This is a genomic window from Streptomyces sp. NPDC107562, assembly GCF_055657325.1.
On the sequence record NZ_JBVKBE010000006.1, the window covers coordinates 94,784 to 121,034 of the forward strand.

Below are 26,251 nucleotides of genomic sequence, written 5' to 3' on the forward strand. Positions count from 1 at the left end.
CGCAGCCGCGCCGCGCCACCGCCGTCGCATCCGGCCCCGGATCCCGGCACGGGAGGGGGCCGCCGTGGTGGACGCCGGCGTCGCCAGGTGCGGCGGCTGCGGTGGGCCCCGTCGCTCAGAAGGCGTTCTCGGTCTCGCCCTCCAGGAACGTTCCCAGTACCTCGATGTCCGCGATCCGGGAGGACTCCACCCGGTACGGGTCGTCGCCGAGGACGACGAGGTCGGCACGCTTGCCCGGGGCGATGCTCCCCGCGTCGGACTCCCAGTGGCAGGCGTGGGCGGCGTCCACGGTGTAGGCCCGCAGTGCCTCGTCCACGGTGAGCGACTCCTCGGGGCCGATGGCGCGGCCCGACTCCGAGGCCCGTTCGACCATGAACTGGACGGCCCGCAGCGGCGCGCCGTCGGCGACCGGCCGGTCCGAGCTTCCCGCCACCCGGACGCCATGGTCGAGGAAGCCCCGGCCGCGGTAGAGCCAGCCGGCCCTGTCCTCCCCCATGACCGTGGCGTAGTCGTCCCCGTAGTAGCGCAGGAAGTTCGGCTGGACGACGACGGTGACCCCGAGCGCCGCGAGCCGGGGCAGCTGGTCCGGGCGGACCAGGCCCGCGTGCTCGATGCGGTGGCGTGCCTCGGGGCGCGGCAGCAGGCGCTGCGCCCGCTCCAGGGCGTCCAGGGCGACGTCGACCGCGCGGTCCCCGATGGCGTGGATCGCCAACTGCCAGCCGGCGCGGTGCCCTGCGACGACGGTCTCCTCCAACTCCTGTGGCGAGGCCTGGAGTTGCCCGGAGGTGTCGGTCCCCAGGTAGGGGCTCGTCAGGGCCGCCGTACGGGCCATCATCCCGCCGTCGGTGAAGATCTTCAGGGCTCCCAGGGAGAGCGCGCCGTCGCCGAAGCCGGTGCGCAGACCGAGGGTGAGGGCGTGGGTCGTGGCGTCCTCGGGGGCGGCGCGTACGGCGTCGAGGGCGTCGGCGGCCACCATGAGCTGTACGCGTACGGGCAGGCGGCCCCTCTCGTGGGCGAGCTGGTAGGCGGCCGCCTCCACCGGGCTGTGGCGGAACAGCCGGGCTCCGACACCCGCTTCCGCGCAGGCGGTCACGCCTTCGGAGCGGCATACGCGGGCCGCGCGCTCGATCGCCTCGGCGAGTTCGTCCAGGGAGTGCGGCGGCCGGGTGCGCAGGGCGGCTCCCATGGCGCCCTCGACGAGGAAGCCGTCAGGGCTGACCGCCTCGGCGGGCAGTCCGTCGAGGATCGCCGTGTTGACGAGGCACGCGTGACCGGAGAGATGGCCCAGGTACACCTTGCGGCCGGCGCTGACGGCATCGAGGTCGGCGGCCGTCAACGGGCGGTCGAGGGTGCGCTGGTCGTAGCCGCCGAAGTCCAGCCAGGCCCCGGCCGGCGCCTGGGCGACCGCGTCGGCGACGACCCGGAGCACGTCGTCGGCCCGGGTGCTCGGCGCCACGCCGGGGACCGCCGCCTTCAACCCGGTCCAGGCGAGATGGACATGGCTGTCGATGAAGCCCGGCAGCACCACGGCGCCCCCGAGGTCGTGGGTGCGCCGCGCCGGCAGCCCCGCCACGTCCTCGTCGAGGCCGACGACGCGACCGCGCCAGATGCCCAGTTCGCGGGCGACCGGGCGGTGCGGATCCATCGTGATGACGCGGGCGTTGGTGATCCTCGACGAGAGCAAGGACGACTCCTTTTCGGTTCTCCCAGGCGAAACTGCTGGCACACAGCCCGTACATGTGTTTAGGTAAGGCTAACCTAAGGGGGTTACCGGTGGAGGAACCACTGGGCCCCGACCGCGAGTTGGCGGCCTGGGCCGATGGTGTGCTCGCGCGTATCGACGCGCAACAAGGTATCGACGACGAACTGCTCGCCGCCCTCGGACGCGGTCCGAGCCTGCGCGAGGAGACGCTGGCCCGGATGGCCGAGGCCGTGCGGGCGGCGGCCCTCGGCTTCGGACCGGCAGGCTGCGCCACGGCCGCCGGAGTGCCGGAACGGCTGCTGCGGAACTGGCAGGACGGGAACCCGGCGTTCGCCGCGGCGATGTCGGGCGCACGCGCCCTGGCCCGCTCCCACGCGCCCGAGGGCGGCGGCGCGGCACGGCCGCCGACCCCCGCCGCGCTGCTCGTGCTGCTCCAGGCGATCCGCGCGGGCGCCCAGCACGCCTCCGCGGCGGCGCTCGCCGGCCTGCCCCGCGCGGCCCTCTACCGGCTGCGCAAGGAACGCCCGAAGGTCGACGCGCTCGTGCTCGCGGCCCGCCGCGCCCGGTCCAAGCGGACCGAGCGGCGCGGCGGTTCGGCCTACGAACACCGGTACCGGCTCGTCCGCCTCGACGACGCTCCCGCGCATCACCAAGGGGGTAGCCGCGAGCGTCAGATCTGATTAGCCTTACCTAAGTTTTGTGCACTCGGTGCAAGCGCGGTGACCCCCTTCCGGAGGGATGCGTGAGAAGAGCGGACCTGCCGGGACGGCGTGTCCTGTGGGGTGCGGTGGGTGGTCAGCGCCGGGACGTCCTGCTCGGCGCGGTACTGGGCATGGGCCACCAGACCGGCGAGGCCCTGGTGCCGGTGCTCATCGGACTGGCCGTCGAACGAGGCGTCGTGGCCGGTGACATGGGCGGCCTGCTGCTGTGGCTCGGTGTCCTGGCCGTCGTCTACGTCGGGCTCTCCTACAGCTTCCGCTTCGGCGCCCGGGCCGGGGAACGCGCCGCCGTGACCGCCGCGCACCGCCTCAGGACCCGACTGGTCGGCCGCGTCCTCGCCCCCGAGGGCGGCGCGGAGGAAGGCCGGTTGCCGGGCGAACTGGCCAACACCGCCACCGAGGACGCCAAGCGGGTCGGTGCCGTCACGATGGCCCTCGTCGTCGGTGTCGGTGCCGCCACCGGCCTGGTGGTCGGCGCGGTCGTCCTGCTGCGCATCTCCCTCCCGCTCGGCCTGCTCGTCCTGCTGGGCGCGCCGCTGCTGCTGTGGCTGGTGCACCTGCTGAGCAAGCCGCTGGAACGGCGCAGCGAGACCGAGCAGGAACGCGCCGCGCGGGCCTCGGGCGTGGCCGCGGACCTGGTGGCGGGGCTGCGGGTGCTCAAGGGCATCGGCGCCGAACCGGCGGCCGTGGCCCGCTACCGGCTCACCAGCCAGGAGTCGTTGGCCGCCACCCTGCGCGCGGCCCGAGCCGAGGCCTGGCAGAACGGTGTCGTCACCATGCTCACCGGAGCCTTCCTCGCGCTGGTGGCGCTCGTCGGCGGGCGGCTGACCGCCCGCGGCGACATCGGTCTCGGTGAGCTCGTCTCCTCCGTGGCGCTCGCGCTCTTCCTCATCGGCCCGCTCTCCGAGTTCTCCTGGGTCAACGCGGAACTCGCGCAGGGCCGGGCGTCCGCCGCCCGGATCGCCGAGGTGCTCGACGCCGACCGCGCGGTGTCGCCCGGTCCGCCGCCGGACGGCGCCCCACCGGGACGGACCGCGGGCCGGCTGCGACTGAGCGGCCTGTCCTACGGTTCCCTGCACGAGGTGGACATGGACATCGCCCCCGGCGAGACGGTGGGCGTGGTCACCACCGACCCGGCCGACGCCACGGCGCTGCTGGGCTGTCTGGGCCGCCGCGCCGATCCGGCGGACGGTGCCGTGGAACTGGACGGCATCGCCCTGCCCGCGCTGAGCCTCGCGCACGTGCGGGCCACGATCCTCGTCGCCGAACACGACGCCGACCTCTTCGAGGGCACGCTCCTCGACAACGTCACGGCCGCGCTCACCACCGCCGAGGCCGCACCCGTCGCCGCCGCGCTCGCCGCGTCGGGCACCGACGAGGTCGTACGCGCCCTGCCCGAAGGCACCGGGGCGGCCGTCACCGCGCGCGGCCACTCCCTCTCCGGAGGGCAGCGGCAGCGGGTGGCCCTCGCCCGGGCGCTGGCCGCCGACGCGCCGGTCCTCGTGCTCCACGAGCCCACGACGGCCGTCGACGCGGTCACGGAGGCGGGCATCGCCGCCGGGATCAGGGAGGTCCGCGGCGAGCGCACCACCGTCCTGGTGACCAACAGCCCCGCGCTGCTCGCCGTGACCGACCGGGTCGTGCTGATCGAGGACGGCAGGATCACCGCGAGAGGCGCCCACGACCGGCTCGTGCACGAGCGCGCCGCCTACCGGACGGCGGTGCTCGCATGACCGAACCGCGCCGCGGGACCGGGGCTCCTGCGAACGCCGCCCTGCTGCCCGTCGCCACACCGGCCCGGACCTGGGCCGCCGTCGCCGAACTGCTGCGCCCGCAACGCCGGCTGGCGGCTACCGCGTTCACCGTGATGGTCGCCTCCACCGCCGTCGGGCTGCTCGTGCAGCCGCTGCTGGGCCGGATCGTCGACCTGGCCGCAGGCCGCGGCTCCGTGGACGCCCTCACCACCACCGCGGCGCTTCTGCTCGCGGTGGCCGTCGCGCAGGGCGTGACCGCCGGGTTCGGCCTGTCGCTGATCTCCCGGCTGGGTGAGACGACCCTGGCCCGGCTGCGCGAGCGGTTCGTGGAGCGGGCGCTCGGGCTTCCCCTGGAGCGGGTCGAACGGGCCGGCGCCGGTGACCTGACCGCACGGGTCACCGCCGACGTCTCCCTCATCGCCGAGGCCGTCCGCAACGCCCTGCCGGAACTGGCCCGTTCGCTGCTGACCATCGTCCTGACCCTGGGCGCCCTGGCGCTGCTCGACTGGCGTTTCCTGCTGGCCGCCCTCATCGCGGTGCCGGTGCAGGCGGCCACCGCCCGCTGGTACGTCTCCCGCGCCGTCCCGCTCTACGCCGAACAGCGCAGGGCCGCGAGCGCACAGCAGCAGCAGCTGCTCGACACCCTCGCCGGCAGCTCCACCGTGCGCGCGTTCCGGCTGGAGCGGGAGCACACGGAGCGGGTCACGGAGCGGTCCTGGTCGGTGGTGGCGCTGACGATGCGCGGGGTCCAGCTCGTGCTGGGCTTCTACAGCCGGCTGCACGTGGCGGAGTACGCCGGGCTCGCCGCCGTGCTGTTCACCGGCTACTGGCTGGTCCGCGACGGTTCGGCCTCCATCGGCACGGCGACGGCCGCCGCACTGTACTTCCACAGCCTGTTCACCCCGGTCAACGCCGCGCTCGTCCTGCTCGACGACGCCCAGTCGGCGACAGCGAGCCTGTCGCGCCTCGTCGGGGTCACCGACCAGCCCACGCCACCGGAGGGCACCGCTTCCGTGCGTGCGGGCGGCGTCGACGTCACCGTGCGGGGTCTGCGCCACGCGTACCGGCCGGGGCATCCCGTCCTGCACGACGTCGACCTGACGGTCCGGCACGGTGAGCGGGTGGCGCTGGTCGGTGCGAGCGGCGCCGGCAAGACCACGCTGGCCCGGCTCGTCGCGGGCATCCAGCCGCCCACCGCGGGCACCGTCCTCATCGGCGGTGTGCCTCCGACCGAGCTCGGCGCGGCGGCCACCCGCACGGTCGCCCTGATCACCCAGGAGACCCATGTCTTCGCGGGCCCCCTCACCGACGACCTGCGCCTCGCGAAGCCCGACGCCACCGACGGCGAACTGCGCGCCGCGCTCGACCGGGTGGACGCCCTCGGCTGGGCCGAGGCGCTGCCCGACGGTCTCGCGACCGTGGTCGGTGACGGCGGCCACCGGCTCAGCGGCGCGCAGACGCAGGCCCTCGCGCTCGCCCGGCTGATCCTGGCCGATCCGCCCCTGGTCATCCTCGACGAGGCCACCGCCGAGGCGGGCAGCGCCGGGGCGCGTGCCCTGGAGAAGGCGGTCGCGCAGGCGGTCGACGGCCGCACCGCGCTGATCGTGGCCCACCGTCTCAGCCAGGCGGCGGCCGCCGACCGTGTCGTCGTCATGGACGCGGGGCGGATCGTCGAGTCCGGCACGCACGACGAACTCCGCGCCGCCGAGGGGCGCTACGCCGCCATCTGGAAGGCGTGGTCGGACACCCGCGACACCGGCACCTGACCCCACGCACACCCCGTAACCCCCCGCACCGCCCGGCTCCACAGGAACCCGAACAACGAAGGACCAGCGATGTTCCGCTCCCGCAGAGCACCACGGCTCGCCGCCGCGCTCACCTCCGCCCTCCTGCTCCTGACCGCCACCGCCTGTGGCGGTGACGACTCGGGATCCGACGACACGGGTGCGAAGGCTCAGGAAGGCGCCTCCGGCGAGTCCGCCTTCCCGGTCTCCGTCGCGCACAAGTACGGCAGTACGACGATCAAGTCCGAGCCCCAGCGGATCGTCACCGTCGGCCTCACCGACCAGGACGCCGTCCTGGCGCTCGGCAAGGTGCCGGTCGGCACCACCGAGTGGCTCGGCGGTTACAAGGGCGCCGTCGGCCCGTGGGCCGAGGACAGGCTCGGCGGCGCCGAGGTGCCGACCGTCCTCAAGGACACCGGCACCGGCCCGCAGGTGGAGAAGATCGCCGCGCTCAAGCCGGACCTGATCCTCGCGGTCTACGGCGGGCTCACCAAGGAGCAGTACGAGTCGCTGTCCAAGTTCGCGCCCGTGGTCGCCCAGCCGAAGAAGTACAACGACTACGGCGTGCCGTGGCAGGAGCAGACCGAGACGATCGGCAAGGCGCTCGGCAAGCCGGAGGAGGCCGCCGAGGCGGTCGAGGAGACCGAGGCGCAGATCGCGGCGGCCGTCGAGGAGCACCCCGAGTTCAAGGGCCGCACGGCCGTGATGGCCACGCCGTACGAGGGCATGTTCGTCTTCGGCAGCCAGGACCCGCGCTCGCACCTCCTCACCGACCTCGGCTTCACCCTGCCGCCGGACCTGGACAAGGTGATCGGTGACCAGTTCGGCGCGAACATCAGCAAGGAGCGCACCGACCTGCTCGACCAGGACGCCCTCGTGTGGCAGGTCACGGACGTGACCAAGGACGCCGGCAAACTGCACAAGGACGCGTCCTACAAGGACCTGAACGTGGTCAAGGAGGGTCGCGAGGTCTACGTGAGCGAGACCAGCGACTACGGCAACGCGTTGTCCATGGGCACCGTTCTGGGCCTGCGGTACGTGGTCGAGCGGCTGGTCCCGCAGCTGGCGGCGGCCGTCGACGGCAAGACCGCCACGAAGGTGGAACAGCCCGCGTCCTGAACCGGCGCGGCTGTGGGCATGACTGTGGGGCGGTCCCCGGGGACCGCCCCACAGTCGTGTTCAGCTGTCCATGGCCTCGGCCAGGCTGCGCGGCCTCATGTCCGTCCAGTGGGTCTCGACGTGGTCCAGGCAGGACTGCCGGTCGGCGGGACCGTGCACCACCCGCCAGCCGGCCGGCACGTCGACGAAGTCCGGCCAGAGGCTGTGCTGGTTCTCGTCGTTGACCAGCACCAGGAAGACACCCTCGGGGTCCTCGAACGGATTGCTCATGTTCTTCCTCTCCTCATCGTTCACGACCGTGTGTTCCGCTCCGCCCACGCGACGAGCCCTTCCAGTGCCCTGAACCAGGTCTCGGCCAGGTCCTGGACCGTCTCGCGCGGCAGCAGTCCTTCCAGGTAGGACCAGTGGGCGGCCAGCACCGGCCCGTCCGCCCGGTCCTCGGTGACCACGTTGATGCTCAGCGCGTGGCCTTCGCGCATGGCGCCCTCGGGGCCGATGTCGGCCGCGTCCTCCTCCGGCGCGTACGACCAGTCCGTCTCCTCGGGGATGCCGAACCGCCCGAGGTAGTTGAACTCGATCCGGGCCGCCTCGCGGCCGGCGAGCTCCTCGCGGGTCCGGGGGTTGAGGTGCCGCAGCATGCCGTGCCCGATGCCGCCCGCGGGCAGCGCGGCCAGGTGCTCCCGCACCCGTCGTACGGCCTCCCCCGCCGCCGGGCCGCCCGCGAAGGCGTCGGCCGGATCGACCGGGCCGGGGTCGAGGCGGACCGGGAAGACGCTGGTGAACCAGCCGACCGTACGGGAGAGGTCGAGGTCGTCACCGCCCAGTTCCTCGGCGCGGCCGTGGCCTTCGAGGTCGACCAGGACGGAGGTGTCCGCGCCGCCGTCGCGCCGCCGCCGGTCGGCGAAGGCCAGGGCAAGTCCGGCCAGCAGCACGTCGTTGACCCCGGCCCCGAGGGTGGCGGGCACCGTGGACAGCAGCGGCCCGGTGTGCTCGGCGGGCATCCGCAGGACGACCTCCCCCCGGGTGGCGGTCGTGTCGCGGTCCGGGTCCAGCTCGCGCAGGAGCGGGAAGGGCTCCGTGCCGCCGTCCGACACGGCCGTCCACACCGGCAGTTCCGCCTCCCTGGCCGGGTCCTGGGCCAGCTCGGTCAGCAGCCGCGACCAGCGGGCGAAGGACGTCTCGACGGGGGCGAGCCGCGCCGGCCGGCCGGCGGCGACGTGCTGCCAGGCGGTGGCCAGGTCGGGCAGGAGCACCCGCCAGGAGACGCCGTCCACCACCAGGTGGTGGGCCAGCAGCAGCAGCCGTCCCGGGGCGTCGCCCGCGTCGAACCACACCGCCCTGACCATGGCGCCGGCGTCCGGGTCGAGCAGCGCCCGCGCCGCGTGCGCCTGGTCGCGTACGGTCGCGGAGAGCGCCTCGGCGTTCAGGCCCGTCACGTCCACGCGGTCGATCCATCCGGCGGCGTCGACCGCGCCGGCCGGCGGCACGTGCAGCGACCAGTCCTCCAGGGCGTCCGGCGCGGGCCGCACCAGTCTCGCCCTCAGCAGGTCGTGCCGGTCGGCCAGCGCCTGGAGCACGGCGGTGAGGCCGGGCAGGTCCAGGGCCGCGGGGGTGCGCACGAGCGCCGCCTGGTGGTAGGTGGCGAAGGGGCCGCCCAGTTCGCGCAGCCAGTGCATCACCGGGGTGAGCGGCACGGTTCCGGTGCCGTCGTCCACCGGGCGGGAGCCGGTCTCGCCGGCGGCCTCGGCGACCGTGCTCAGCGCGGCGACCGTGCGGTGCCGGAAGACCTGCCGGGGAGTGATGCGCAGGCCTGCGGCGCGGGCGCGGCCGACGAGTTGCATCGCGACGATGCTGTCGCCGCCGAGGGCGAAGAAGTCGTCGTCCACGCCGACCTGTTCCAGCCCCAGCACCTCGCCGACGACCGTGCAGAGCAGCTCCTCCACTTCGGTCGCGGGCGCACGGCCGGAGGACAGGGCGGAGAAGTCCGGGGCGGGCAGGGCGGCGCGGTCGAGCTTGCCGTTGGCCAGTTGCGGGAACCGCTCCAGCGTGACCACGGCCGCCGGCACCATGTGGTCCGGGAGCCGGGCGGCGACATGGCCGCGCAGTGACCCCGGGTCCGGGGCGGCGCCCGGGGCCGGGACGACATAGGCCACCAGCAGCTTGCGCGGTCCCTCCTGCCGTACCGTCACCAGCGCCTGCGCGACGGCGGGGTGTGCGGTGAGCGTGGACTCGATCTCGGCCGGTTCGATGCGGAAGCCGCGGATCTTGACCTGGTCGTCGGCGCGGCCGAGGTAGTCGAGGCGCCCGTCGGCGGTCCAGCGGGCAAGGTCGCCGGTGCGGTAGAGCCGCCCGCCGGGCGCGCCGAAGGGGTCGGCCACGAACCGCTCGGCCGTGAGTCCCGGTGCGCCGAGGTAGCCCCGGGCGAGGCCGCCGCCCGCCAGGTACAGCTCGCCCGTGACGCCGGGCGGCACCGGCTGGAGCAGCCGGTCCAGCACATAGGCGCGGGTTCCGGCCACCGGCCGTCCCACGAGGGGGCGTTCGCTGTCACGGACCCGCGCGACCAGGGCGTCCACGGTGGACTCCGTCGGCCCGTACAGGTTGAAGGCCTCGGTGCCGCGCAGCGCGGCGAGCCGCTGCCACAGCGCCCCCGGTACGGCCTCGCCGCCCACGCCGACGACGGCGAGGGGACAGTCGTCCCCGGTCAGCAGACCGCTGTCGGCCATCTGCGCGAAGAAGGACGGGGTGACCTCCAGGAAGTCGAATCGGTGCGCGGCGACGGCCGCCGCGAGCAGTTCGGGGTCGCGCCGGACCTCCTCGGACACCACGTGCACGCAATGCCCGTCGAGCAGCCACAGCTGGGGCTGCCAGGAGGCGTCGAAGAAGAAGGACCAGGCGTGACCCGCCCGCAGGTGCCGGCGCCCGGTGGCCTCGACGGCGGGCCGGTACAGCGTCTCGCGGTGGCTGTGGAAGAGGTGACCGAGGGTCTCGTGGGTGACGACGACCCCCTTCGGCCGGCCGGTGGAGCCTGAGGTGTAGATGACGTACGCCGGGTGGCGGGGCGTCAGCGGGGCGGTCCGGTCGGCGTCCGTGAGGCCGGACGCGTCCTGTGCCGCGATCCGCTCGGCCGTGCCGGGCTCGTCGAGGACGAGGGGATCGGTGCCGGGCGGCAGGGCGGCGGCGAGGGCGCGGGTGGTGAGCGTCAGGACCGGGCGGGCGTCGCCGAGGACGTCGGCCGTGCGGTCCCTGGGCGCGTCCGGGTCGAGCGGCAGGTAGGCCGCTCCCGCCTTGTGCACCGCGAGCACGGCCGTCAGGAAGTGCGCGGTGCGCGGCAGGGCGAGGGCGACGTACCGCTCGGGGCCCGCGCCGTGCCGGACCAGGAGGCGGGCCAGCCGGTTGGCCCGCGCGTCGAGCTCGGCGAAACCGAGTTCGACGCCGTCGGAGGCGGCGGCGGGCAGGTCCGGGTACCGGCGCACCGCCTCCTCGAAGAGCGCGGGCACGGTGGTCGGCGCGGCGCCGAGGGGACGGCCGTGCCAGCCGCCGCGCAGCCGCGTCTCCTCCTCGGGGTCGAGGATGCCGACGCGTCCGAGCGCGACGTCCGGGTCCGCGGTGACGGCCCGCAGGACGCGCCGCAGACGGTCCGCGAAGGACTGCGCGGTCGCGTGGTCGAACAGTTCGGCGCTGTACTCCAGCACGCCGTCCACGCCGTGGCCGTCGGAGCGCTCCACGAAGTCGAAGGACAGGTCGAACTTCGCCGTCGTCTGCGCCACGTCGTCCCGGTGGGCCCGCAGGCCGGGCAGCCCGGCGTCGTCGCCGCCGGACGCGAGGTACACCACCATCACCTGGAACAGCGGGTGCCGGGCCAGGGACCGGGTGGGGTTGAGCACCTCCACCAGCCGCTCGAAGGGCACGTCCTGGTGGTCGAAGGCGGCGAGGTCGGCCTCCCGTACCCGGGCGAGCAGCTCCCGGAAGGAGGGGTCCCCGGAGGTGTCGGTGCGCAGCACCAGGGTGTTGAGGAAGAACCCGACCAGGTCGTCCAGGGCCGCGTCGGTGCGGCCGGAGATGGGGCTGCCGATGGGGATGTCGTGGCCCGCCCCCAGTCGGGTGAGCAGGGTGGCCACGGCGGCCTGGAGGACCATGAACACGCTGACGCCGTTGTCGCGCGCCAACCGGTGCAGGTCCGCCGCCATTTCGGCGTCCAGCGACAGGTCGGCGGAGCCGCCCCGGTAGCTCGCCTCCAGCTGGCGGGGCCGGTCGACGGGCAGCGCGAGTTCCTCGGGCAGCCCGGCCAGCGCCCGGCGCCAGTGTTCGACCTGCCGCGCGGCGAGGCTTCGGGGGTCCTTCTCGTCCCCGAGGACGTCACGCTGCCACAGCGTGTAGTCGGCGTACTGGACGGGCAGCGGCTCCCACTCGGGGGCCCGTCCGGCCGTACGGGCCGCGTAGGCGAGGGCCAGGTCCCGGTTGAGGGGGGCCTCGGACCACTCGTCACCGGCGATGTGGTGCAGCAGCAGGAGCAGGGTCCAGTCCTGCTCCCCGGTGCGGAACACCTGGACGCGCAGCGGCGGTTCGCTCTCCAGCCGGAAGCCGTACGCGCCGGCCCGCTCCAGCAGCCCCGGCAGCAGTTCCTCGGTCGCCTCCTCCGCCTGGAAGGGGATCCGGACCTCGGCCGGATCCAGCACGTGCTGGAAGGCCCGGCCCTCCTCGTCGGGGAAGACCGTGCGCAGCGTCTCGTGCCGTGCCACCAGGTCGTGCACCGCGGCGCGCAGCGCCTCCACGTCCAGGGCGCCGGACAGCCGCCACGCGGCGGGGATGTTGTACGTCGCGGAGGGGCCCTCCACCTGGTACAGCACCCACAGGCGCCGCTGGGCGGAGGAGAGCGGCAGGCGTTCGGGACGCGGCCGGACCGTCAGGGCGGGGCGGCCGGTGTCCCGTTCGTCCGTGAGGCGTTCCGCGAGCCGGGCCACGGTGGGCGCGTCGAAGACCGTGCGCAGCGACACCTCGGTGCCGAGCACCGCCCGGATCCGGGCGGTGAGCCGCATGGCCAGCAGCGAGTGGCCGCCCAGGGCGAAGAAGTCGTCGTCGATGCCGACCTCGGGGACGCCGAGGACCGCGGCGAACGCCTCGCAGAGCAGGTCCTCGCGGGGGGTGCGGGGCCGGCGCCCCGAGCTGAGCGCGGCGAAGTCCGGCGCGGGCAGCGCCTTCGCGTCGAGCTTGCCGGAGACGGTGCGCGGCAGGGCGGTGACGCGGACGAAGGCGGCCGGGACCATGTGCGCCGGAAGCGTGGCGGCGACGTGGGCGCGCAGGTGCGACGGGTCGGGTTCGCGGTCGCCGGCCGCGAGGACGTAGGCGACCAGCCTGCGCACGCCCGGCGTGTCCTCCCGGACCATGACGGCGGCGGTGGCCACGTCGGGGTGCTCGGCGAGCTGTGCCTCGATCTCGCCGAGTTCGATGCGGAACCCGCGCAGCTTGACCTGGCTGTCGGCGCGCCCGAGGAACTCCAGCGTGCCGTCCCGGCGGCGCCGGGCGAGGTCGCCGGTGCGGTACATGCGGCTGCCCGGCGCGCCGAAGGGGTCGGCCACGAACCGCTCGGCGGTCATACCGGGCCGGTTCAGGTAGCCGCGGGCCAGCCCCTCGCCGGCCAGGTGGAGTTCGCCCGTGACGCCCACGGGGACGGGCCGCAGCGCGTCGTCGAGGACGTGGGCGCGGATGTTGCCGACCGGGGCCGCCCAGGGGCCGGACGTGCCGTCGTGCCAGCCGTAGGCGTCGACGGCGCACTCGGTGGGCCCGTACAGGTCGTGGATCTGGACGCCGGGCAGCGCGCGCAGTCGCTCCCACAGCGCCGCCGGGGTCGCCTCGCCGCCCACCGTGATGACGCCGGGGACGTGGCCGCCGGGGGCGAGGAAGCCGTGGTGGACCAGTTCGCGCAGATAGGTCGGGGTGACGTCGAGGTAGTCGATCCGCTCCCGGCCGAGGTAGGCCAGCAGCGCGGCCGGGTCGGCCATGGTGGCCTCGTCGGTCACGTGCAGTTCGTGGCCCGCCAGCAGCCAGAGCAGCGGCTCCCAGCTGCCGTCGAAGCTGAACGACGCGGCGTGCGCGGCCCGCAGGCCCGTACGGCCGGCCGCCCGCTCGGCGGGGGCGACGACGTCCTCGCGCTGCACGGCGTAGAGGTTGCTCAGGCCGCGGTGGGTGCCGACGACGCCCTTGGGCCGGCCGGTGGAGCCGGAGGTGAAGATGACGTAGGCGGCGTGCGACGGGTCGGGTGCCACGGGGGCGGGGGTCTCGCCGTCCGCGGCGGGGCCGGCCTCGTCGAGCAGGACGGGCACGCAGTCCCGCGGCAGCCGGGGCGCGAGGGCGGCCGTGGTCAGGACGCAGAGGGACGCGGTGTCCCGCAGCATGAACTCCAGCCGCTCGGCCGGGTACTCGGGGTCCAGCGGCAGGCAGGCGGCGCCCGCCTTGAGCACGCCGAGGAGGGCCGGGACCATCAGGTGCCGGGGCAGGGCCAGCCCGACGACCGTCTCGGGGCGCGCGCCGCGGTGCCGCAGCAGCCGGGCCACCGCGTCCACCCGTGCCGCCAGTTCCCGGAAGCTGAGCCGTTCGTTCCCGGCAACGAGCGCCGGCGCGTCGGGCCGGGCCCGGACGATGTCGTCCAGGATCTCCGGCACGGAGCGCGGCTCCAGCGGCCTCGCGGTGTCGTTCCACACGGTGGTGGTGGCCGACTCCTCCTCGGCCGTCAGCACGGTCAGCGAGCCCACCGGCCGGGCCGGGTCGCGCGCGACCTGCTCCAGCAGGCTCACCAGCCGCTGGACGAGCCCGGCGGCGGTGTCCGCGTCGGTGAGGTCGGTGGCGTACTCCAGCAGCAGCGCCATGTCGCATCCGGCGCCGTGGTCGACGAAGGTGAAGTCCAGGTCGAACTTGGCCATGCCGGTGTCCATGGCAAACCACTCGGTGGGCAGCCCGAACAGGTCGGGGTCGCCGTCGGGCCGGTGGTGGTAGCCGAGCATCACCTGGAACAGCGGGTTGCGGTCGGCGACGCGGGCCGGGTTGACGGCCTCGACCACCCGGTCGAACGGCACGTCCTGGTGCTCGAAGGCGGTGAGCGCGGCCTCCCGTACCCGGCCGAGGAGTTCGGTGAACGTCGGGTCGCCGGACAGGTCCGTGCGCAGGACGAGGGTGTTGACGAAGAAGCCGACCAGGTCGTCCACCGCGCTGTCGGTGCGCCCCGCGATCGGCGCGCCGAGCGGGATGTCGTCCCCGGCTCCCATCCGGTGCAGCAGGGCCGCCGTCGCCGCCTGGAACAGCATGAACATGCTGACCTGGTGTCCGGCCGCCAGTTCCCGCAGCGCGGCCCCCGTCGCGTCCGGCAGGGAGCGGCGCACGGTGGCGCCCCGGCCCGTGGTGCGGGCCGCGCCGGGGCGGTCCAGCGGCAGCGGGATCTCCTCGGGCAGCTCGCGCAGGGTCCGTGTCCAGTAGGCGAGTTGTTCGTCGCCGACCTCGGCGAGCAGGCGCTCCTGCCACAGCGTGTAGTCGGCGTACTGGACCGGCAGGGGCGCCGGGTTTGGCCGCTCGCCGGTGGTGCGGGCCGCGTAGGCGCGGTTCAGGTCGGCCAGGAACGGCCGGTCCGACCATTCGTCGGTGGTGATGTGGTGCAGCACCACCGCCACCACGTGGTCCTCGGCTCCCAGCCGCAGGACCTCGGCCCGCACGGGGAGTTCGGTGCCCAGGTCGAAGGGGCGGCGCTGGGCCGCCTCGATCCGCGCGGCGAGTTCCTCCTCGGCGCAGTCGGTCACCCGGACGTCGGGCTCGACCGCGCCGGGCGGCGCGATCCACTGGTACGGCTCGCCGTTCTCGCTCACGAACCGGGTGCGCAGCGTCTCATGACGGTCGGTCACCTCGCGCAGCGCGGCCCGCAGGGCGTCGGTGTCGAGTGCTCCGCGCACCCGGACGACCAGCGGGAAGTTGTAGGCGACGCCGCCGCCGGTGATCCGCTCCACCAGCCACAGCCGCCGCTGGGCGGCCGACAGCGGTACCCGTGCGGGCCGCTCGGCCGCGGGTACGGGGCGCAGCACCGGACGGGCGGGCCGTCCCGCCTCGGCGCGCAGCGCCAGCGCCTCGGGCGTCGGTGCCTCGAACAGGTCCCGGATCGCGAGCTCCGCGCCGAGTTCGGTGCGGGCCCGGCTGATCAGGCGGGTGGCGAGCAGCGAATGGCCGCCCAGGTCGAAGAAGTTGTCCTCCGCGCCGGTGCGCGGCAGCCCCAGCACCTCGGCGAAGAGACGGCACAGCACCTCCTCGACGGGCGTGCGCGGCCCGCGGCCCTGCGACAGGGCCACGGCGGGCTCGGCGTCCGGCAGCGCCCGCACGTCCAGCTTGCCGTTGTCGTTCATCGGCAGCCGGGGCAGCACCACGAAGGCGGCGGGGACCATGTAGCCGGGCAGCCGCCGCCCCAGGTCCTCGCGCAGCCGGCGGACCAGCGCGCCGTTGCCGCGGGCGGCGGTGGGGGTGTTGGCGTAGGGGGCGGTGCCCCGTTCGGGGCGGGGGCGGTGCAGTCCCGATGTGCGCCGGGGCGCAGTACCGCGCACGAAGACGGCGTCGAAGTGGCCGGGTTCGTCCGACCAGGTCGTCAGGACCCGGTAACCGCGGGACTCCCCCAGCCACCGCAGCCGCTCGGGCTCCTCGCCCTTCGGAACGGGGACGGGGCGTCCGGCGTCCATCGCCCGCGTCGCCGCGAGGTCGTCCGCCGTACGGGCGTCGGGGACGCGGCGGACCCGGAGCAGGTCCACGCCGTCCAGGCGGGCGGTGAGGTCGCCGGTACCGGCCCAGTCCAGCACCGGGGCGTCGTCGAGGCGCAGGGCGTCCTCGCCCTCGTACAGCACCACGTCGTAGCGGTAGCGGGCCAGTTCGTTGTGGTGCCGGCCGGCCTTGGTGCGCAGTTCGGTGCCGAGGCCGAGGGTGCTGAACCAGTCGGGGTCGACGAGGAGTTCCTTCTCCAGGGCGAGGCCGCGCTCCACGGCCCGGCGCAGGGTGTCCGGGTCGCTCTCCGTGCCCGCGCGGGCGAGCTGGATGCCGGTCTGGAAGACCCGCGCCTGCCGCAGGTCGCGCACGTCACCGAGGAACAGGGCGCCGCCCGGCGCGAGCAGCTCCATGGCACCGCGGATCACCTTGTGCAGGTGGTCCAGGCTCGGGAAGTACTGCACGACGGAGTTGACGACGACCGTGTCGAAGTACCCGGCCGGCAGGCCGTCGGTCACCTCGGCGGCCTGGCAGCGCAGTTCGACCTTGCGCGCCAGCTCGGGGTCGGCCTCCAGGTCCTGGCCGATCTTGCGGATCACGGGCGCCGCGAAGTCGGTGGCCCAGTAGGCCTCCGCGTCGGGGGCGAGCCGCGACAGCAGCAGTCCGGAGCCGACGCCGATCTCCAGGACGCGTCGCGGCCGCAGCTCGCGGATGCGCTCCACGGTGGCCTCGCGCCACTCGCGCATGTGCTCCACGGGGATGGGCGCGCCGTCGTAGGAGCTGTCCCAGCCCGCGAAGTCCTCGGTGAAGACGGCCGTGCCGATCTCGCTGTACTCGGCGGAGTAGATCTCCTGCCACTCGCCGATCTGGTCCCGCTCGGCCATGTCGAGCGCCTCGGCGTCGGGTTCCGCCGGGACGACGTAGCCCACGAGCCGCTTGGTGCCCGGGGCGGCGGTGTCGTCGCGGGCCACGACCGCGGCCTGGGACACCTCGGGGTGCTGGGCGAGCGCCGTCTCGATCTCGCCGAGTTCCACGCGGTGACCGCGGATCTTGACCTGGTCGTCGGTGCGGCCGAGGAAGTCGAGGTTGCCGTCCGGGCCGCGCCGCACCAGGTCGCCGGTGCGGTACATGCGCTCGCCCGGCCGCCCGTACGGGTCGGCCACGAAGCGCTCGGCCGTCAGGCCCGGCCGGTCGAGGTAGCCGCGGGCCAGGCCCACGCCGGCGATGTACAGCTCACCCGCCACGCCGTCCGGCACCGGGCGCAGCCAGGCGTCGAGGATGCGGGCCCGGGTGGCGCGGATCGGGCGGCCCACGGTGGGGGTGGCGCTGTCGTCGGTGCCCCCACCGAGCGTGTTGATCGTGTACTCGGTGGGCCCGTACAGGTTGTAGCCGTAGGTCCCCTCGGTGTCCCGCAGGGCGTTCCACACCGTCTCGGTCACGGCCTCGCCGCCGAGCAGCACCAGCGGCGGCCGGTGGCCTTCCAGCAGGCCCTCCTCGATGAGGAGATGGGCGTAGGTGGGCGTCACGTTCACGACGTCGACGCGGTGCTCCTCGCAGTACACCACCAGCGCGGTGGCGTCACGGCGCAGTTCCTCGTCGCAGACGTGCACCTCGTGTCCTTCGACGAGCCACAGCAGCTCCTCCCAGGACATGTCGAACGCGAACGACACGGTGTGCGCGATGCGCAGCCGGCGCCCGCCGGCCGAGGCGATCGCCGGGGCGAAGATCTCCTTCTGGTGGTTGAGCTGCATGTTCGTCAGGCCGACGTACGGCGTGACCACACCCTTGGGGCGGCCGGTGGAACCGGAGGTGTAGATGACGTACGCGGGGTGGTCGAGGCTGAAGGTGACGTCCACGGCGTCGGCGGGCAGACCCCTGAGCTCGGCCGCCACCTCGGGGTCGTCGAGCAGGACGCGCGGGGTGTCGCCGGTGAGGGTCCGTGACACCGCCTCGGTGGACAGCAGGAGCAGCGGGCGGGCGTCGGCCAGCATCAGCGACAGCCGCTCGGCCGGGTGGTCCAGCTCCAGCGGCAGGTACGCGGCCCCGGTGCGCAGCACCGCGAACAGCGCGACCACCATGTCGATCGACCGGGGCAGGCCCAGCGCGACGACCTTCTCGGGGCCCGCGCCGCGCGCGAGGAGCAGCCGGGCCATGCGGTTGCAGTGGGCGTCGAGTTCGGCGTACGTGACGGTCCGGGCGCCGAAGACGAGGGCGGTCGCGTCGGGGGTGCGGGCGGCCTGGGCGGCGAGCATGTCCGCGACGGTCTCGTGCGGCACCGGCTGCCGGTTCCCGGCCTCCTCGCGGGCCAGCGCCTCGGCCTCGGTGGGCAGCAGCGGGTCGAGCGAGCCGACCGGCGCCGACGGATCGGCGACCAGGCGGCCGACCAGGAGCACGAACCGGTCGAGCAGGCCGCGCGCGTACCCGTCGTCCAGCAGGTCCGGACGGTAGGCGAGGGTGACCCGGACCCGCTCGCCCGGGGTGACGACCAGGTTGGCCGGGTAGTGGGTGGCGTCCACGTTGGCGACGGCGCTCGCCCCGTGCCGGTCGCGCAGTTCGGCGAGGCGCTCGTCGGTGTCGGCGTTGCGCAGCACGAACAGGGTGTCGAACAGGCGCCGGTGGCCCGTCTCGGCCTGGAGGACGCCCAGGCCCAGGTACTCGAACGGCATCAGCGCGAGGCGCTCGCCCTGGACGCGGCGCAGCAGGTCGAGGACCGGCTCACGCGGGTCGAAGGCGAGGCGGGCGGGCACGGTGTTGAGGAACATGCCGATGACGTTCTCGACGTCCGGGACCTCGCTGGGACGTCCGGCGACGGTGGTGCCGAACGCGACGTCGGTGCGGCCCGTGACGGCCGCCAGGGCGAGGCCCCAGGCCGCGTTGAGGACCGTGTTCAGGGTGAGGCCGTGCCGGCGGGCGGTGTCGCGCAGCCGGTCGGTCACCTCGGGGGCGAGGACGGCGTCGAGCTGCTCGGGGATCACCGGCTCCGGTCCTCGGTCGGAGACCGCGGGGACCAGCAGCGTGGGCTCCTCGAACCCGGCGAGGGCGGTCCGCCAGGCGCGGGTGGCCTCGGCGTCGTCCTGGTGCTCCAGCCAGGTCAGGTAGTCGCGGTACGAGCCGGGCCGGTCGAGGCCCGCCGGGTCTCCCCCGTTCTCGTAGAGGGCGAACAGCTGGTCCAGGAACAGCCAGGCCGACCAGCCGTCCCACAGGATCAGGTGGCGTCCGATCACCAGGCGGTCGCCGCGGCCGTCCCCGAGGCGCACGAGGAGCATGCGGAACAGCAGCGGGCTGCTCAGGTCGAAGCGGCGCGAGCGCTCCTCGTCCATCAACTCCCGCATCCGGGCGTCCTGTTCGGCCCTCTCCAGCCCGGACAGGTCGACCTCGGTGAGCGGGATCTCCGCGTCGCGGACGATGAACTGGACCGGCTGGGGCAGGCCTTCGCTGGTGAAGCCGGCCCGCAGGCTGGGGTTGCGGGAGAGCAGGGTGCGGGTGGCGGCCACCAGCCGTGCCGTGTCGACCCGTTCGGCGAAGTCGAAGGACTCGTGGACGGTGTAGACGTCCAGGACGCCGTCGTCGTAGGTGGAGTGGAAGAACAGGCCTTCCTGGAGCGGCGCGAGCGGCCACACGTCCTCGACGCGGCCGGGGGCGAGTCGCTCCACGCGGGCGCGTTCCTCCTCGGTGAGGACGAACGCCGGTGCCGCCGCGGCGGGTTCGGCCCGCTCGTCCACGGTGGCGGCCGCGGCGAGGGCGGCCGGGGTGCGGTGCTCGAAGACGTCGCGCGGGCCGATCGCCAGACCGGCACGGCGGGCGCGGCTGGAGACGGCGATGGAGGTGATGCTGTCGCCGCCGAGCAGGAAGAAGTCGTCGTCCACACCGGCGTCGGGGAGCTTCAGCACGGCCGCGAAGATCTCCGTGAGGAGCTGCTCGCGCGGATCGCGGGGTGCGCGGGCGACGGCCCGTACGGCCTGCGGGGCGGGCAGCGCGGCCCGGTCCAGCTTGCCGCTCGGGGTCAGCGGCAGCGCGTCGAGCGGGACGTAGGCGCCGGGGACCATCGGGGCGGGCAGGGCGGCGGACAGGGCCGCACGCAGCACCGTGGCGTCGACGTCGGCGGCGGCCGACGGCACGACGTAGGCGACGAGCGCGTCGTCCCGTACCGTCACGGCGGTCTGCGCCACCTCGGGCAGCCGTGTCAGCGCGGCCTCGATCTCGCCCAGTTCGATGCGGTTGCCGCGCAGTTTGACCTGCCGGTCGGTGCGGCCCAGGTACTCCACCACGCCGTCCGCGCGGCGCCGTACGAGGTCGCCGGTGCGGTACATACGGGTGCCGGGCGGACCGTAGGGGTCGGCGGTGAACCGCTCCGCGGTCAGCGCCGGGCGGCCGTGGTAGCCGCGCGCCAGCTGCACACCCGTCAGATACAGCTCGCCCGGGACGCCGTCGGGGACGGGCCGCAGGCACCGGTCGAGCACGCGCAGCCCGGTGTTCCACACCGGCCGCCCGATGGGCACGGTCGTGCCCGTGTCCCCGTCGTACGGGTGGTGGGTGACGTCGACGGCGGCCTCGGTCGGGCCGTACAGGTTGTGCAGCGGTACGCCGGTGAGCGCGTGCCAGCGGCGCGCGGCGGCCGTGGGCAGGGCCTCGCCGCTGCTCAGCACGCGGCGCAGGGACGCGGCCCAGGCGGGGTCGGCGGTGACGTCGTCCGACTGGAGGAACGCCTCCAGCATGGACGGCACGAAGTGCATCGTCGTGACGGACCGCTCGCGCACGAGCGCGGCGAGGTAGGCCGGGTCGCGGTGGCCGTCGGGCCGGGCGAGGACGACGGCCGCGCCTTCGAGGAGCGGCCAGAAGAACTCCCACACGGACACGTCGAAGCTGGACGGTGTCTTCTGCAGCACCCGGTCGTCGGCGCGCAGGCCGTAGGCGCCCTGCATCCACGCCAGCCGGTTGACGATGGCGCGGTGGGTGACGACCACGCCCTTGGGCAGGCCGGTCGAGCCGGAGGTGTAGATGAGGTAGGCGGGGTCGCCGGGGCGGGCGGCCCGCCCGGTGACGGGACCGTCCTCCGTCGCCGGGGCGTCGAGCAGCAGGGCCGGCGGTGCCTGCCGGGGCAGCCGGCCGGCGGACGCGGACAGCGTGACCACCGTGGTGGCGCCGGAGTCGGCGAGCATGTGGGCCACCCGGTCGGCCGGGTAGTCGAGGTCCACCGGCAGATAGGCGGCGCCCGACTTGAGCACGCCGAGCAGGGCGACCATCAGCTCCGCCGACCGCGGGAGCGCGACCGCGACGAACGTGCCGGGGCGCGCGCCGCGGGCCCGCAGCCGGGCCGCCAGCGCCTCGGCGCGGGCGTCGAGTGCGGCGTAGGTCAGCCGTTCGTCCTCGAACAGGACGGCGGTCGCCTCGGGGGTGCGGGCGGCCTGCGCGGCGAACGCCTCGGCCAGCGTGGTGTCCGGGACGGGGCGCTCCTCGCCGGCCGGGTGGGCGCGCAGTGCCTCGTCGGGCGTGAGCAGTTCGACGGAGGCGGCGGCACGCGCCGGGTCCTCGGCGATCGCCTCCAGGATGCGCACGAGCCGGTCGCCGAGCGCGCGCACGGTGTCGGCGTCCAGCCGTTCCGTGTGGTGCTTGAGCCGCAGGTCGAGCCTGCGGCCGGGCTTGACGACGAGGGCGAGCGGATAATGGACGGCGTCGTGGAACGCGTCGCCGGTGATCCGGACGGTGCCGGTGGCGTCTAGCAGGTCCGTCTCGGCGGGGTAGTTCTCGAACACCACGAGGGTGTCGAAGAGTTCGCTCCCGCCCGCGTGCCCGGCCAGCCGCTGGATCTCGGCGAGTCCCAGGTGCTGGTGGTCGAGGAGGCGGGCCTGCTCCTCCTGGAGGCGGACCAGCAGATCGCCGAGCGGCTGCCCCGGCGCCCAGCGGAAGCGGGTGGGCAGGGTGTTGATGAACAGGCCCACCATGGCGGCGATGCCGTCGACCTCGCTGTCCCGGCCGGAGACCGTGGTGCCGAACACCACGTCGTCCCGGCCGGTGAGCCTGCCCAGCAGCAGTCCCCAGGCGGCCTGGACCACGGTGCCGAGGGTGACGCCGTGGGCGCGGGCCCGTTCGACGAGGCGGGCGGTGGTCGACTCGGGCAGCTCCACCCGGACGTGCGCGGGGCGCACCGGCGCTCCCGTCCCGGGTGCGTCCACGAGCCGGGTGGGCTCGTCGAGCCCGGCCAGGGCGGTGCGCCAGGCCTCGCCCGCGGCGTCGCGGTCCTGCTCCGCGAGACGCCGCAGGAAGGCGCGGTAGGGGCTGACGTCGGCGAGGGACGGCGCGTCCTGGCCGTAGCAGGCCATCAGCTCGCGGTGCAGCACCGGCAGGGACCAGCCGTCGGCCACGATGTGGTGGAACGTCAGGACCAGCCGGCTGCGCCGGGCGCCGAGCCGGATCAGCGCGCAGCGCAGCAGCGGCGGCGCGGCCAGGTCGAAGCCCCGGGAGCGCTCGTCCTCGGCCACCGCGTCGCCCAGCGCCTCGCGGACCTCGCCGTCCTGTGCCGACAGGTCGATCTCCCGCCACGGCAGTACGGCGTCCCGGGTGATGATCTGCACGGGGGTGCCGTCCGGGCGCTGGCGGAACGCGGCCCGCAAGGGCGCGTGCCGGTCCAGCAGGCGCTGTGCGGCGCGGCGCAGGGTCTCGCCGTCGACCGGCCCGGCCAGGTCGAGCACCTGCTGCACCACATAGGCGTCGCCGGCCGGGCCGCCGCTCTGCGCGTGGAAGAAGAAGCCCTGCTGGAGCGGGGTGAGCGGGAGCAGCTCCGCGACGGGCAGCGGCCGCGTGCCCTGGATCTCGGCGAGTTCGGCCGCGTCGGCCTCGACCAGCGGGTGGTCGGAGGTGTGCTCGTGGGTGCGTGCGACGGCGGCCTTCGCGAGGGCCTCGGCCGTGCGGTGCCGGAACACGTCGCGGGTGGTGAGACGCAGCCCCGCCTCCCGCGCCCGGACCAGCAGCTGGATGGCGGAGATGCTGTCGCCGCCGAGGGCGAGGAAGTCGTCCTCGGCCGTCACGGAGTCCAGCCCCAGCACCCCGGCGTACAGCCCGCAGAGCAGTTTCTCGCGCGCCGTGCGCGGGGGACGGCCGGAACTCATCGCGGAACGGTCCGGGACGGGCAGCGCCTTGGCGTCGATCTTGCCGCTGGGGGTGACCGGCAGGGTGTGCAGCGGGACGAAGGCCGACGGGACCATGTAGTCGGGCAGCCACTCGGCGGCGTGCGCGCGCAGGTCCCGCATCAGGGCGCCGACGTCGCGGAAGGGGGCGGGGCGGTTGGCGTGCGGGTGGGCCGCCGCGGTCCGGTACGGCCCGGTCAGCGGGGCGTCGAGGCCGAGGAGCACGTCGAAGGCGCCGTCGTCGGCCGCGCCGTTCCAGGTGAGGGCCACCCCGTAGCCGTGCTCGGCGGCGAGGCGGTCGACGTCCTCGGGGTCGGCGCCGGGTGCCGCCTCCTGGCCGCTGCCCTCCAGCCTTCGCAGGTCCGCCAGGTCGTCGGCGAGCCGTGCGTTGGGCACACCGGTGACGCGCAGCCGGCGCGGCCGCCGTGCCAGCAGTGCGGCCAGGCCGGTGAGGCCGCCGACGGCGGCCCAGTGCACCTCGCGCGCGTCCGGCACGGGCGCCACGGCCGTCGCGGGGCGCAGGACGACGTCGTACCGGTAGCGGCTCAGCTCGTTGTGGTGGGCGGCGCGCTTGATGCGGATGTCGGCGTCGAAGCCGTCGAGTGCGGCGAAGAAGTCGGGGTCGAGGAGGAGTTCGTGCTCCCAGCGCACCGACTGTTCGACGGCCGCGCGCAGGGCACTCTTGTCCGTCTCCTCGGCACCCGCCGCACGCCGGGTCTCGACCGCGGCGCGCAGGGTGCGCAGCAGGCGCAAATTGCGTATGTCGCCGACGAAGACGCGTCCGCCCGGCGCGAGCAGCCCCGAGATCCGGGTCAGCACGTCGCGCAGGTACTCGGCGCTCGGGAAGTACTGGGCGACGGAGTTGAGGACGACGGTGTCGAAGTACCCGGCGGGCAGGGCGTCGGTGTCGTGGGCGGCGAGGGCGCGCAGTTCGACCTTGACGGCGAGTTCGGGCGCGGCGGCCACCTGGGCGCGCAGGGCCTCGATCGCCTGCTCGGAGAGGTCGGTGCCCCAGTAGGACTCGCAGTCCGGGGCGAGACGGGACAGGATCAGGCCGCTGCCGACGCCGATCTCCAGCACGCGGCCGGTGGCGCCGAGTCCGCGGATGCGCTCGACGGTCGCGTCCCGCCACTCGCGCATCTCCTCGACGGGGATCGGCCGGCCGTCGTACATGCTGTTCCAGCCCGCGAAGTTCTCGCGGAAGCCGCCCGCGCCCTCGCGTGACCCCTCGGACCCGGCGGCGCCGTACAGGAGTTCGTGCAGCTGCTTCCAGTCCTCGACCCGCGCGTCCCGGTCGGCCTCGCGCGGCCCGTCCAGCGCGGGTACGACGTACGCGGCGAGCCGCCGGTCGCCGGGGCGGTCCTCGCGGGCCACCACGGTGACCTGGTCGACGGCCGGGTGGCCGCGCAGCACGGACTCGATCTCGCCGGGCTCGATACGGAAGCCGCGGATCTTGACCTGGGCGTCGGCGCGGCCGAGGAACTCCAGTCGGCCGTCCGCCTTCCAGCGGACCAGGTCACCGGTGCGGTAGAGGCGTTCGCCGGGCGCCCCGAAGGGGTCGGCGACGAACCGCTCGGCGGTCAGGTCGGGCCGGCCGAGGTAGCCGCGCGCGAGGCCGGCTCCGCCGAGGTACAGCTCGCCCGTGACCCCGACGGGAACCGGCCGCAGGAAGGCGTCGAGGACGTACGCGCGCGTGCCGGGGTCGGGGACGCCGATCGGCACGATGGAGCCGGCCGGGATGTCCGGATCGCACAGTCCGAGGGTGGAGTTGGTGGTGGCCTCCGTCGGCCCGTACGCGTTGAACATCATCCGTCCGCGCGCGTAGCGCCCCACCAGCTCGGGCGAGACCCGCTCGGTGCCCGCCAGCAGCGTCGCGGCGGCCGGGAGCCGCACGTCGTCGGGCATGGCGGCGAGCAGCGCGGGCGGCAGGATCATGAAGGTGATGCCGTGGGCGTTCGCGTAGTCGGCGAGCGGTGCGCCGGGCACCCGCCGTTCGGCCGGTACGACGACCAGCCGGCCGCCGGAGAGCAGGCCGAGGCACAGGTCCCAGAAGGCGACGTCGAAGCTGGGCGAGGCGAACTGGAGCACCCGGCTGTGCGGTCCGATGCCAAACCGCTCGGTCTGGGTGGCGACGAGCTTCGCGACGCCGCTGTGGGCGAGCACGACGCCCTTGGGGCGGCCGGTGGAGCCCGAGGTGTAGATCACGTAGGCGGCGTTCAGCAGGGAGAGGGGCACCGCGGGATCGTGGGGGGCGTGCCCGGCCAACTCGGCCGCGGTGGCGGGCATGTCGAGGGCGAGCAGGGTCATGCCCTCGCGCTCGGGCAGTTCCCGCGCGGTCTCCTCGGTGGTCACGAGGCAGACCGGTGCGGCGTCGCCGAGCATGTACGCGACGCGGTCCACCGGGTAGTCGTGGTCGATCGGCAGGTAGGCGGCGCCCGACTTGAGGACGGCGACCTCGGCGACGATCAGGTCCGTGGAGCGCGGCAGGGCCAGCGCGACGATGCGTTCGGGGCCGGCGCCGCGCGCGATCAGGGCGTGGGCGAGACGGTTCGCCCTGGCGTCCAGCTCGGCGTAGGTGAGGTGCTCGTCCTCGAAGACCAGGGCGACGGCGTCGGGACGCGTCCGTACCTGCTCGGCGAACATCGCGGGCCAGGTCAGCGGCGGCACCGTGTGCTCGGTGGCGTTCCATGCGGCGACGACCTGGCGCACCTCGTCCGGCTCCATCAGGTCCAGCCGGGCGACGGGGGTACCGGGCCGGGCGAGCGCGTCGCGGAGCAGCACCCGGTAATGGCCGAGCAGCCGCTCGACGGTGGTGCCGTCGAACAGACGCGGGTCGTACGTCGCCCGCGCGAGGCCCTCGCGCACCTCCAGCACCACGTCGGCGGGGCCGGGCAGGTCGTCGGCGGGACGGGCGGCGGTGGCGAAGGCGGTGTTGAAGAACAGGCCGCCGCCGCGCGTCGGGCGGGGGCGCAGTTCGTCGACGAGGAGTTCGGCGGGCACCCGGTGGGCCTCCGCGCCCTCCCAGGCCTCCGTCACGCGGCGCACGAGTTCCCCGAAGGTCGGCTCGTGGTCGAGGGACACCCGCACCGGCAGACCGTCGTGGCCGACGGTCAGGTCGGGCGCGCCGGTGTAGCGGTGCAGCAGGGCGACGAACGCCGCGAGCCGCACGGCGTCCGGGGCGTCGGGGACGCCGGCCAGAGTGCGGGTCTCCCGCTTCGCCACCGGCTCCGCCGGATGAGGGCGGTCGGTGGGCAGGGATGTCTCCAGCGGGAGCGGGGTGAGTATCCGCCGCCAGTACGCCAGCACTTCTTCGGAACCGCACACA

General features: G+C 74.7%; 7 protein-coding genes. 4 read left to right on the forward strand and 3 right to left on the reverse strand.

Annotation, left to right across the window (positions count from 1 at the left end):
• Positions 1 to 115 precede the first annotated feature (115 nt).
• Positions 116 to 1,684, reverse strand: a complete 1,569-nt coding sequence (locus ACZ7LV_RS18935; protein ID WP_471940614.1) for an amidohydrolase — start codon at positions 1,682 to 1,684, stop codon at positions 116 to 118.
• A gap of 89 nt (positions 1,685 to 1,773) precedes the next feature.
• Between ACZ7LV_RS18935 and ACZ7LV_RS18940 the strand changes: the two genes are divergently transcribed.
• The 4 genes from ACZ7LV_RS18940 to ACZ7LV_RS18955 all read left to right on the forward strand — a co-directional run bounded on the left by ACZ7LV_RS18940 (position 1,774) and on the right by ACZ7LV_RS18955 (position 7,078).
• Positions 1,774 to 2,382: a hypothetical protein gene (locus ACZ7LV_RS18940; protein ID WP_471940616.1), complete on the forward strand. Its 609-nt coding sequence runs from the start codon at positions 1,774 to 1,776 to the stop codon at positions 2,380 to 2,382.
• A gap of 62 nt (positions 2,383 to 2,444) precedes the next feature.
• The gene (locus tag ACZ7LV_RS18945; RefSeq protein ID WP_471940617.1) at positions 2,445 to 4,154 is read left to right on the forward strand and encodes an ABC transporter transmembrane domain-containing protein; all 1,710 of its coding nucleotides are present in this window, start codon (positions 2,445 to 2,447) and stop codon (positions 4,152 to 4,154) included.
• Positions 4,151 to 5,941: an ABC transporter ATP-binding protein gene (locus ACZ7LV_RS18950; RefSeq protein ID WP_471940618.1), complete on the forward strand. Its 1,791-nt coding sequence runs from the start codon at positions 4,151 to 4,153 to the stop codon at positions 5,939 to 5,941. The genes ACZ7LV_RS18945 and ACZ7LV_RS18950 overlap by 4 nt, the downstream gene beginning before the upstream one ends.
• A 69-nt stretch (positions 5,942 to 6,010) precedes the next feature.
• The gene (locus tag ACZ7LV_RS18955; RefSeq protein WP_471940620.1) at positions 6,011 to 7,078 is read left to right on the forward strand and encodes an iron-siderophore ABC transporter substrate-binding protein; all 1,068 of its coding nucleotides are present in this window, start codon (positions 6,011 to 6,013) and stop codon (positions 7,076 to 7,078) included.
• Positions 7,079 to 7,138: 60 nt separating this feature from the next.
• Here ACZ7LV_RS18955 and ACZ7LV_RS18960 read toward each other — a convergent pair whose 3' ends face one another.
• Both ACZ7LV_RS18960 and ACZ7LV_RS18965 read right to left on the reverse strand, forming a co-directional pair.
• On the reverse strand, positions 7,139 to 7,348 hold the full coding sequence (locus ACZ7LV_RS18960) for an MbtH family protein (RefSeq protein WP_399894323.1): 210 nt from the start codon (positions 7,346 to 7,348) through the stop codon (positions 7,139 to 7,141).
• 20 nt (positions 7,349 to 7,368) lie between these two features.
• Positions 7,369 to 26,250, reverse strand: coding sequence for an amino acid adenylation domain-containing protein (locus ACZ7LV_RS18965; RefSeq protein WP_471940621.1), 18,882 nt, complete (start codon positions 26,248 to 26,250; stop codon positions 7,369 to 7,371).
• Between the last annotated feature and the right edge of the window lies 1 nt (position 26,251).

What these genes read in the sequence shown, in the direction of transcription:
- ACZ7LV_RS18960 (WP_399894323.1), bottom strand. Translation starts at nt 7,348, where the DNA reads ATGAGCAATCCGTTCGAGGACCCCGAGGGTGTCTTCCTGGTGCTGGTC.
- ACZ7LV_RS18955 (WP_471940620.1), top strand. Translation starts at nt 6,011, where the DNA reads ATGTTCCGCTCCCGCAGAGCACCACGGCTCGCCGCCGCGCTCACCTCC.
- ACZ7LV_RS18950 (WP_471940618.1), top strand. Translation starts at nt 4,151, where the DNA reads ATGACCGAACCGCGCCGCGGGACCGGGGCTCCTGCGAACGCCGCCCTG.